Source organism: Azospirillum formosense, from assembly GCF_013340925.1.
Taxonomy (GTDB): domain Bacteria; phylum Pseudomonadota; class Alphaproteobacteria; order Azospirillales; family Azospirillaceae; genus Azospirillum; species Azospirillum formosense.
The window spans coordinates 1-10,419 of record NZ_WHOR01000206.1; the positions used below are offsets into that span (position 1 = coordinate 1).

Sequence of the window (10,419 nt, forward strand, 5' to 3'; positions counted from 1 at the left end):
CGCCAAGCCGATCAACTTGGCGCTCCAGGGGGGCGGCGCCCACGGCTCCTTCACCTGGGGCGTGATCGACCGCATCCTGGAGGACGGGCGCCTGACCATCGACGGCATCGTCGGCACCAGCGCCGGCGCCATGAACTGCGCCGTCACCGCCTATGGCCTGACCATCGGCGGCCACGAGGGCGCGCGGAGCAAGCTGCGCGAATTCTGGCGCCGCATCTCCGACGAGGCGAAGAAGGGGCCGCTCCAGCCGACCCCGCTCGACAAGATGTTCAGCAAGGGGAACATGGACTTCTCCCCGCTCTGGCAGATGTTCGACGCGCTGTCGCGCATGATGTCGCCGTACGAGCTGAACCCGATGAACCAGAATCCGCTGCGCGACGTGCTGTCGGACGTAGTGGACTTCAAGCGGCTGCGCAAGGCGCCGGCCTGCAAGACCTTCATCGCGGCGACCGACGTCTGCGCCGGCCGGCTGAAGGTGTTCGGCCCGAAGGACATCTCGGTGGACGCGGTGCTCGCCTCGGCCTGCCTGCCCTTCCTGTTCCAGGCGGTGCAGGTCGGCAACGCCTTCTATTGGGACGGCGGCTATTCCGGCAACCCGCCGCTGTTCCCGCTGATCGACCAGTGCGACAGCCGCGACATCCTGATCGTCCAGATCAACCCGGTCCGCGTGCCGGTGCCGCCGCGCACCGCCCGCGAGATCATGGACCGCGTCAACACGCTCAGCTTCAACTCCAGCATGATGCGCGAGCTGCGCGTCGTCGACTTCGTCTCCAAGCTGATCGACTCCGGCGAACTCAGCCCGGAGAAGCACAAGAAGATGCACATCCACACCGTCGACGCCGAAGAGGTCGTGGAGAAGCTGGGCGTCACCAGCAAGCTGAACGCCGACTGGGACTTCCTGATGTACATGTTCGAAACGGGCCGCCACAAGGCCGAGGAGTTCCTGGACCAGCACTTCGACAAGATCGGCAGGGAATCCTCGACCGACATCAGCGCGAAGTTCCTTGCATGACGGGAACGCGGACGGGCCGGCGGGGCAGCACCACCGCCTGGGCGGACATCGATCTGCACGCCCTCGGCCGGAACCTGGAACGGCTGCGCCGCGGCCTTCCCTCCGGCCAGGCCGTCTTCGGGGTGGTGAAGGCGGACGCCTACGGCCACGGCGCCGGGCCGGTCGGGCGGGCGCTCCAGCGGTTCGGGATCGACGGGCTGGTGGTCGCCGACATGGGCGAGGGGATCACCCTGCGGCGGGCCGGCGTCACGGCTCCCATCCTGGTCATCGACCCGCCGCTGCAAAGCCAGCTGCGGTTGCCCGCCCTGCACCGGCTGGGCGCCACCGTCACCAGCGCGGCGGAGGCGCGGGCGCTCGCCACCGCCGCCAACCGCGCCGGCCGGACGGTCGACGTTCATGTCCGGGTGGACACCGGCTTCGCCGGCCTCGGGGCGCCGCGGGCGGGTCTGGCCGACCTGCTGGCCGCGGTCGCCGCCGCGCCGGTGCTGCGGCTGGAGGGGCTCTACACCCACCTGTCCGGCGCCTATGGCCCCTACGAGGACGGCGGCCTGGTCGAACTGGAGCGGTTCGGCGAGGCGGTCGACGCGGCGCGGGCCGCCGGACTGCTGCCGCCGCTGGTCCACGCGCTCAGCAGCCCGGCGCTCGACCGGCCCCTGCTGACCGGAGCCGCGGCGCGCATCGGCTGCACGGCGGTGCGCTGCGGCGCCGCCCTGTTCGGCATCCGCATGGTGGACGGGGACTCGCCCCTCCCCCTGGCCCCGGTGATGAGCGTCAAGGCCCGCGTCACCCGCGTGACGGCGCTGGAGCCCGGCGACATCGCCGATTACGCCGCCGCCGGCGCGGCGCCCCGGCGCACACCCGTGGCGGTGCTGCCCTTCGGCTTCTCCGACGGCCACCATCTGCACCGGCTGGCCGGCGGGGTCCTGTTGATCCGGGGCCGCCCGGCGCCCGTCCTGGGCCGCCCCTTCATGAGCAGCCTGCTGGCCGACGTGACGGACATCCCCGACGTCCAGCCGGGCGACGAGGCGGTCCTGATCGGACGGCAGGGCGATCACCGGATCACGGCGGAGGACATCGCGGCGCGGTCCGGACTGCGCCCCAGCGCGGTCCCGCTTCTCGGACCGCGGATCGTCCGCCGCTACCGGTCGAATTCCGCAGGGAGGGAGCAACCGGAATGAGCCCACAGTCCTCCTCCGATGCTTCCGGAGCCGCCGCGATGACCCGCCGCGGCTGGATGGCCGGCGCGGCCGCCGCCGGCCTCGGCGTCCTCTGCCCGCCGGCCGCGGCGCTGGCCACCCCCCGCCCCCTGCCGTCGGTCCGGGACGTGCCGCGGCGCTGGCGCGTCGGCTACGCCGAATCCATGCCCTACGGCAACTACGCCGCGACGCTCGCCGCCATTCTCGGCGAGCTGGAACGGATGGGCTGGATCGGCGCGCTGACGGGGATGCCCTACCGTCCGGGCCAGACCGACACCGCCGCCCTGTGGTCCTGGCTGGCGACGCACGCCGACAGCCCGGTTCTCGACTTCGTCGCCGACGCCCACGCCACCAACCTGACCCCCGACGGCGCCGCCGCGCTGGTGAGGCGTCTGCAGGACCCGCCCGACATCGACCTGATGATCGTCATGGGAACGGTCGCGGGCGTCGCCCTGGCGACCGACGCGCACCGGGTGCCGGTCCTCGCCTTCTCCTGCACCAATCCGATCGCCGCCGGGATCGTCGCGGCGGAAACCGACACCGGGCGCGACCATGTGTGGGCGCATCTCGACCCGCGGCGGTTCCAGCGCCAGCTGTCCATCTTCCACAAGACCTTCCGGTTCCGGCGGCTGGGCATCGCCTACGACGACAGCCCGACGGGCCGGGCCATCGCCTCGCTGCCCGACATCGAGGCGACGGCCGAGCGGATCGGGTTCGAACTGGTGGAGCGGCACGTCCGCGCGCCGATCGACCACCTCGACCAATACCGCTACGAGGTCGATCTGACCGCCGCCTGGGACGGGCTGTCGCGCGAGGCGGATGCCGTCTACATCACCTATGGGCGCTGGCCGCTGGACCGCTTCTCCTCGCTGGTCCGGCCCTTCCTGAAACGGCGCATCCCGACCTTCTCGCAACTGGGCCCCGAGGAGGTGGAACGCGGCGCGCTGATGAGCATCGCCCGCGCCGACATGGCGGGCATCGGCCATTTCGGCGCCGCCACCCTCGCCCGCGTCATGGCCGGCGAGCCGCTGCGCCACCTGCCGCAGGTCTATTTCGACACGCCTTCCATCGCCTGGAACGCCGCGACCGCGGCGGCCATCGGCTACCGCATCCCCTTTCCGGCGCTGCTGGCGGCGGATTCCCTGCACGGAGTGCTCTAGCCATGGCCTCGTCCGGTGCCCCGCAAGGCCGCTCCGGCCCCCTCCGCGCCTTCCTGGTGTCGGTGCTTCTGGTGGGGGTGACGCTGGCCTTCAGCCTGAGCATCAATCTCGGCTCCTTCCGCCAGAATTACGCGGGCACGCTGATGGCCGCCTTCGCGGTGGTCGGCGGCAAGACCGTGGAGAACGTCCAGGACGCGCTGGGCTACGGCAAGCCGCTCGACGACTTCTACGGGCTGGAGGCGATCCTCGACCAGCTCGCCGCCAATCTGCCCTGGGCGCGGGGGATCGGGGTGGCGGTGGCGGCCGGACGCGTCGTCGCCACCGCCAGGGGGCGGCCCGTGGAACCGATGCCGGAAGCCACCCTGCGCCGCGCCCGCGTCGAGCTGGAGCGGCGCCCCCACTGGTTCCGGCACGACGCCGACAACGGCACCTACGCCCTCTATCTGCCGATCCGCAACCCCGGCGAGGCGGAACGGGACGGCCGGGGAGCGGACGCCCCCGCCGGCTTCCTGATCATCCAGTCCGACAGCGCGCGGGTGGACGACCGCGTCGAGGAGTTCCGCGACCGCACCCTGCCGCAGCTCCTGTGGACGGGGCTGGGGACGGTCGGCTTCCTCGGCCTGACCGGCCTGACGATGGCCTTCGGGCTGCGCCGCGCGTCGGAAGGCCGCCGGGTCCGGCTGGAGCGCCTGCGCCGGCTGCTGGCGCTCGGCGCCATGCTGGCCGCCCAGACCGCGGCGGCGGCGGAATGCTACACGCTGATCTCCACCGCCCATCTGGAGGCCGCCGAACAGGCGACCCAGATCGTCGCCCGGATGATCCGCAACGACCTCGAGTCGGTGGTCCGGCGCGGGCTGGACTACGGGTCGCTGGCCGGGGTGGACGATTATTTCGAGCGCATCCGCGGCAGCATGCCCACCCTGCAATCCATCGAGCTGGCCATGCCCGGCGCCACCCCGCCGAGCCACGACGCCCGCCACATCGTGGGCGGCGTCCCCTTCCTGTCGGACATGCCGGACGTGACGCTGCGCTGGCCGCTCGCCCAGGACCGCGGCGGCGAGGCGCGCGAGCTGGTGGCCGTGGTGGATGGCGACCGGGTGGCCGCGCAGCTGACCGAGTTCGGTCTGGACATGGCGACCATCCTCGTCACCTCGCTGCTGTTCATGTTCGAGATGGACCGCGTGCTCGGCGGGCGGACCCGGATGGCCCGGCGCTCCGGCGACGGACGGGCCGTGGCGGGTGGAACCGGCGATGTCGCCGGCTCCATCCGCTTCTCGGCCTTTCTGATGTATTTCGGCGCCTTTCTGCCGGTGTCCTTCGTCCCGCTGCTGATGACCAGCTTCGGCGGGACCCCCTTTCCCCTGCTGTCACCGTCCCAGATGGCCGCGGCGCCTCTGACGGCGGAAATGCTCTGCGGGGTCGCCGCGGCGCTGGCCGCCGGACGGCTGACCGGCCGGTTCGGCTGGCGGGCGGTCTCGCTGGCCGGCTTCGCGGCGGCGGCGGCGGGGATGGCGCTGGCCGCCGTGGCGGCGGTGGCCGCCGACCCGCTGCTGTTCGTGCTGGCCCGCGGGCTGAGCGGAGCCGGCGGCATGGCCGGGCTGATCGCCGCGAACGCCCTGATCGGGCGGCTGCGCGGGGTTTCCGACACCTCGGCCCTGCAATCGGGGCTGTTCGCCGGCATGTATGCCGGGGTGAATTGCGGGGCCGTGTCGGGCGCCCTGCTCTCCACCACCTACGGGCCGATGACGGTGTTCGCCGGGGGGGCCGTGATCCCGGTCGCCGGGCTGCTCTACACCGCTTTCGGCGTTCCCCGCCTGCCCGGAACCGTCCCGCCTGACGCGCATTGCGCGCCCGTCCCCTCGCCGTGCGGCGGGACAGTCCGCCCGCGGCGGCGGCGCATCACGGTGCCGCTGTTCCTGGCGCTGATATCCCTGCCCACCGCGGTCGCGGCGATGTTCCTGCCCTTCTATCTGCCGCTGTTCATCGCGGACCTCGGCCTGTCGTCGGCGACGGTGGGCCGCGCCTACCTGCTGCACGGCCTGTGCGTCGTGCTGGCCGGGCCGCTGCTGACCCGCATGACGGCGCGGCGCCTGCCGATTCCGGGGGTGACGCTGCTGTCCGCGGCGATGATCGCCGGGGCGCTGGCCCTTTTCGGTCTCCAGGCGTCGCTGTGGACGGCCTTCGCCACGGTGTTCCTGATCGGCCTCGCGGAGAGCTTCGGCCTGTCCGCCCAGATCCGCCACGCCGAGCTTCTGGCGGCGCGCGAGGCGCGGCGGCGCGATTCCGTGCTGGCCCTGCACGTCAACACCCGCAAGCTGGGGCAGGCCGCCGGGCCGCTCCTGTTCGGCACGCTGGCCGCCGCCGTCCCGCTGGGCGCCGGACCGGAGGGGGTGGGAATGATCGGCGGGCTGCTGGCCGGCAGCCTGCTGCTCTTCGCCCTGCTGACGTGGCGGCGGACCGTCCCGTCGCGCACGCCGCATTCGCAGGCGGAGGGCGGGCGGTGACCGGCCTGCGCTTCGCTCCTCTCACCCCGGACGCGCTGGGCGCCGCCCTGGAGTTGCAGCGGGAGGCCTGCGGCCCGCTGATGCACCCGCTCGGCGAGGCGGAGCTGTCGGACATGCTGGCCGGTCCGGCGGCGGGGCACGGCGTGATTCTCGGCGCGCTGACCGACCATGGTCTCGCCGCCTTCCTCGCCGTGCAGTTTCCCGGCCGGGCCGCCCACAATCTGGGCCGCGACTACGGCCTTCCGGAGGGTGACCTCGACCGGGCGCTGCACTTCACCGGCATCCTGGTTCATCCCGACCGCCGCGGGCAGGGGCTGCACCGGCGCCTGATCGAAACCGCCGCGCAGGGGGTCCTGCCGCCGGACCGGCACCGCTACTGGTTCGCCACCGTGCGGCCCGAGAACACGGCCAGCGTGCGCGGGATGCTGTCGGTCGGCATGCGCGTCTTCGCGCGCAGGCCCAAGCACGACGGGCACGACCGCCTCCTCTTCGTCCGCGACCTGTCCGCCCCGGCCGGCGGCTGAGGCTCCTCTTGTCACCGCTCCATTGGCCCTCCGGAGACCGCCCGATGTCCCAAACGCCGTACCGGATACGCCTGCGCGTGGGAATCGCGCTGGCTTTCCTGCTGACGACGGTGCCGCTGATCGCGGTGATGCTCAGCTACCTCTTCCACGAGAACTCCCGCAGCGCGCTGGAGGTGGCGTCGCAGTCCATCGCGCGCACCACCCAGACGGTCACCAACGACCTGAACGGGCTGGTCAGCCCGGTGGCCCGCGTCGCCGAGGCGATGGCCGGATTCGGGCGGATCGACCGGAACGGGCTGCGGCGCATCGAATCGCTGCGTTACTTCTCCGACGCCCTGGCCACCCTGCCGCAGCTCGCCTCGCTCTATGTCGGATTCGCCGGGGACGGGGCCTTCTTCCAGATGGCCCGGCTGGCCCCCGACGGCGGGCGCTTCGGCCCGGCCATCCCGCCGCCCGGCAGCGCGCTCGCCCTGCGCATGCAGGACGCCAGTTCGGGCCGGTTCGCCGACTCCTATTTCTACCTCCGCTCCTGGGGACAGGTCACCGGCGTGGAGCGGGCGGAGGCGACGGAGGACCCGCGCACCGCCCCCTGGTACGTGGCGGCGCAGAAGGCCGGGTCGGCGGTGATGTCCGACGCCTTCGTCCTGCCGGCGACCCGGCGCCCGGTGGTCACCGTCTCCTACCGGATGGCCACCGACGACGGCGTGCCCATCGGCACCATCGGGGCCGACGTCTCGCTGGACCGGCTGGCGGCCCGGCTCGACGCCCTGCGCATCGGGCCGTCCGGGGCGGTGTTCGTGATCGACGGCAACGGACGGGTGATCTGCCACAACCGGGCCGACCTGCTGGTCGGCGGCGACGGCGCGGCGGCGGCGCTCCACACCACCGCGTCCTTCCCCGACCCGGTGCTGGCCGAGGCGGTGGAGCGCCGCAACAGCGGGGCCGGCGACCGCTTCATCGCCCCTCTGGGGCCGCTGGGCCGCGACTACATCGTCGAGTTCGCGACCCTGGCCAACGACGGGATCGGCAGCGGCTGGACCGTCGGCGTGGCGGTGGAGGTGGGCGAGTTCGTCGGCTCCCTCCGCCGCGCCACCTACCGCATCGTCGTGATCGGCGCCGGGCTGCTGGCGGTGTCGGTCCTGCTGCTGCTGTGGCTGTCGCACCGGCTCACCCGCCCGATGCAGGACATCGTGTCGGAGACCAAGCGCATCCGCCATTTCGACCTGACCGGCCGCTTCGCCGTGCGCACCCGCGTGCAGGAAGTGGCGGAGCTGGCCGGCGCCGTGGAGGCCATGAAGGGCGGCCTGCGCCGCTTCGGCGCCTATGTGCCCAAGGCGCTGGTGCGCGACATCATCGTGACCGGCGACGGCGGCGAGCTGGGCGGCGAGACGCGCCCCCTCAGCATCCTGTTCAGCGACATCGCCGGCTTCACCGCGACCAGCGAGGCCATGCCGCCGCAGCAGGTCCTGGACCGGCTGACCACCTATTTCGAGCGGATGACCGCCTGCATCCACGGCCATGGCGGCACGGTGGACAAGTTCATCGGCGACGCCATCATGGCCTTCTGGAACGCCCCGCGCCCCGACCCGGACCATGCGGAGCACGCCTGCCTCGCCGCGCTCGGCTGCCTGTCGGTCAACCGCGCCATCAACGACGCCTGCCTCGCCGCCGGCATGCCGCCGATGCCGACCCGCTTCGGCCTGCATCTGGGGGAGGTGGTGGTGGGCAACGTCGGTTCCTCCGACCGCATGCAGTACACGGCGCTGGGCTCGCACGTAAATCTCGCCTCGCGCATCGAGGGGCTGAACAAGGTCTACGGCACCAGCATCCTGGTCACCGGGGCGGTGGAGCAGGCGGTGCGCGGGCGCTTCCTGTTCCGGCCCGTCGATCTCGCGGTGCCCTCGGGCCTGTCGGCGCCGATCGAGCTGTTCGAGCTGGTCGGCGCGCTCGACCCACATTCGGCCTTCGCCCGCCCGCCGGAAACCCACGACCTGTGCCGCCAGTGGCACGTCGCCGTCTCGCTCTACCGCGGCCGGCGCTGGTCGGCCGCCCTGGAGCTTCTCCAACCCCTGGCCGGCGAGCCGGAGGTGGCGGCGCTGGCCGGGCTCTACATCGCGCGCTGCGAGCGGCTGATCGCCGACCCGCCCGGCGACGGCTGGGACCCCGCCGAACATTTCAAATCCAAGTAGCCGGAAGAGGACGCGATGAAAAGCAGATGGACGGCGCGGCTGTTGGCCGCCTGCACGGTACTGGCGCTGGCGCTCGCCGCCGCCGGGGTGTCCGCCGAGACGGTCATCAAGCTGGCCCACCCCAACCGCAACGACGCCTTCGACAACACCGCCGGGGCCATGGCGATCGTCTTCAAGAACCATGTGGAGGTGGCGACCGAGAGGCGCGTGCGCGTGGAGATCTTTCCCGAGGGCCAGATGGGCCGCGACGGCGACGCGGTGAAGCTGGTCCGCCAGGGGACCATCCAGTCGGCCATCTCCTCGGTCGGCGGGGTGGCGCCGCTCTACCCGATGCTGGCGGTCATCGACCTGCCCTTCGCCTACTCCTCGGTCGCCAACGCCTACGACGTCTTCGACGGCTCCTTCGGCCACCGACTGGCCGAGGAGATCCGGCGCAAGGCGGGAGTCGCCGTGCTGGGCTTCGGCGATCCGGGCGGGCTGTTCACCATCACCAACTCCAAGCGCCCGATCCGCCAGCCCGAGGACATGAAGGGGCTGAAGATCCGCACCATGGATCTGGAGACGCACCGCACCATGATCGGCAGCCTGGGCGGCACGCCGGTCAACGTCGCCTGGTCGGACCTCTACAACGCGCTGGGCACCGGTGCGGTGGACGGCCAGATGAATCCGGTGCCGATCGTCCGCTTCGCCCGCTTCGACGAGGTGCAGCGCCACCTGACGCTGAGCAACCACCTGTTCCTCCCCTATGTCTGGGTGATGAACGCCAAGTTCCTGGACGACCTCGCCCCCAGCGACCGCGCGGCCGTGATGAACGCCGCCCGGCTGGGCGTCGTCGCCAGCCGCGGCCTCAGCCGCCTGATCGAATCCTCGGACCGCGGCCTGCCGCCGCTGGCGCAGCGCATGGAGGTCCACACGCTGACCCCGCGCGAGGCGGAGGCGTTCCGCAAGGTCACCCAGCCCGCGGTCCGGCAGGCCATCGAGCGGCGGTTCGGCGCCGAAGGGGTGGAGATGCTGGCCGCCTTCGAACGGGCGATCCGCGAGGAGCGGACGCCGTAAGCGGTGCGGCCGGGCGGTCCGCTCATCCCATCCGCCGGACTGCTCCCCCGGCCAGCGCGCGCAGCCGGCCGGCGCGGCTGTGGCCGGTCCCCCCGCCCGCCCCGTCTCCGGACGCGCCTGCCGCCGCGATCACCGAAAGCCGCCGCGCCAGCGCCCAGTCCGGCGCGCAGGCCTCCTCGCACAGCGCCCGCATCTCCGCGATGGACGGGCGCCATTTCTGCGTGCGGCGCCAGGTCCGCGCCGCCGCGTCGACCGCCCAGGCCGGGAACTCGCCAAGGTCCTCCGCCCAGTCGAGCGCGACCAGATGCTCCACCTCCGGCGCGGTTCCCTTGGCCGGATAGTGGCTGAGCAGGGCGAGGACGCGGGCCAGCAGATGGTCGGGCGAGGCCGGGGCCAGGACGGAGCCGGTCAGCTCGTCGAGCGCGCGCCGCGCCATCAGGGCATGCTGGCCGCTCACGCCGTCCGGTGGCGTCCACTCCTCGGTGACCCCGTCGAAACCGCGGTCGCCGAATCGCGGCCGGCGCTCCACCCGTCCGGAGGCGAGAACGGTCCTGAGCGGCACCGGCAGCGCCGACGCCAGCGCCAGACCGCGCTCATGGGCGGGCGCGGCGGGATCGAAGGGAAGCGGCGGTCGGGACGGCAAATGGGGGGCGACCGAGGGGGCGGCCCCCCCCGGGGGCGCGGGACGCGGGTTGGGGGGCCATGGGTTTTCTCCCCTCCCAACGCTCCGGGGGGCTTTCGGGGTGGGTGCGGTGGGTGCCCCCGGGGGGGCGTTTGG

Annotated in this window: 8 protein-coding genes; 7 read left to right on the forward strand and 1 reads right to left on the reverse strand. The window is 72.7% G+C overall.

The annotated features are described in order from the left end of the window. The 7 genes from GBZ26_RS21600 to GBZ26_RS21630 form a co-directional block, all read left to right on the forward strand. Positions 1-1,012 (forward strand): patatin-like phospholipase family protein (locus GBZ26_RS21600; protein WP_174440613.1); only part of this gene is annotated, 1,012 nt, incomplete at its 5' end. Beyond that, the gene (gene alr / locus GBZ26_RS21605; protein ID WP_174440614.1) at positions 1,009-2,190 is read left to right on the forward strand and encodes an alanine racemase; all 1,182 of its coding nucleotides are present in this window, start codon (positions 1,009-1,011) and stop codon (positions 2,188-2,190) included. The genes GBZ26_RS21600 and alr, both read left to right, overlap by 4 nt. Then, positions 2,187-3,368 (forward strand): ABC transporter substrate binding protein, encoded by a 1,182-nt coding sequence (locus tag GBZ26_RS21610; protein WP_174440615.1) that lies wholly within the window; start codon positions 2,187-2,189, stop codon positions 3,366-3,368. Before alr ends, GBZ26_RS21610 begins: the two co-directional genes overlap by 4 nt. Positions 3,369-3,370: 2 nt before the next feature. Further along, complete coding sequence (locus GBZ26_RS21615; RefSeq protein ID WP_174440616.1) at positions 3,371-5,872, forward strand: MFS transporter; 2,502 nt, start codon at positions 3,371-3,373, stop codon at positions 5,870-5,872. Next, entirely contained in the window at positions 5,869-6,396 is a 528-nt protein-coding gene (locus GBZ26_RS21620; RefSeq protein WP_174440617.1) for a GNAT family N-acetyltransferase, read from the forward strand. The genes GBZ26_RS21615 and GBZ26_RS21620 overlap by 4 nt, the downstream gene beginning before the upstream one ends. 44 nt (positions 6,397-6,440) lie before the next feature. Next, the gene (locus tag GBZ26_RS21625; RefSeq protein WP_174440618.1) at positions 6,441-8,585 is read left to right on the forward strand and encodes an adenylate/guanylate cyclase domain-containing protein; all 2,145 of its coding nucleotides are present in this window, start codon (positions 6,441-6,443) and stop codon (positions 8,583-8,585) included. 15 nt (positions 8,586-8,600) lie between these two features. Continuing rightward, complete coding sequence (locus GBZ26_RS21630) at positions 8,601-9,641, forward strand: TRAP transporter substrate-binding protein (protein ID WP_174440619.1); 1,041 nt, start codon at positions 8,601-8,603, stop codon at positions 9,639-9,641. A gap of 22 nt (positions 9,642-9,663) precedes the next feature. Here the strand turns inward: GBZ26_RS21630 and GBZ26_RS21635 are convergent, their stop codons facing one another. Then, on the reverse strand, positions 9,664-10,284 hold the full coding sequence (locus GBZ26_RS21635) for a hypothetical protein (RefSeq protein ID WP_174440620.1): 621 nt from the start codon (positions 10,282-10,284) through the stop codon (positions 9,664-9,666). Positions 10,285-10,419 lie beyond the last annotated feature (135 nt).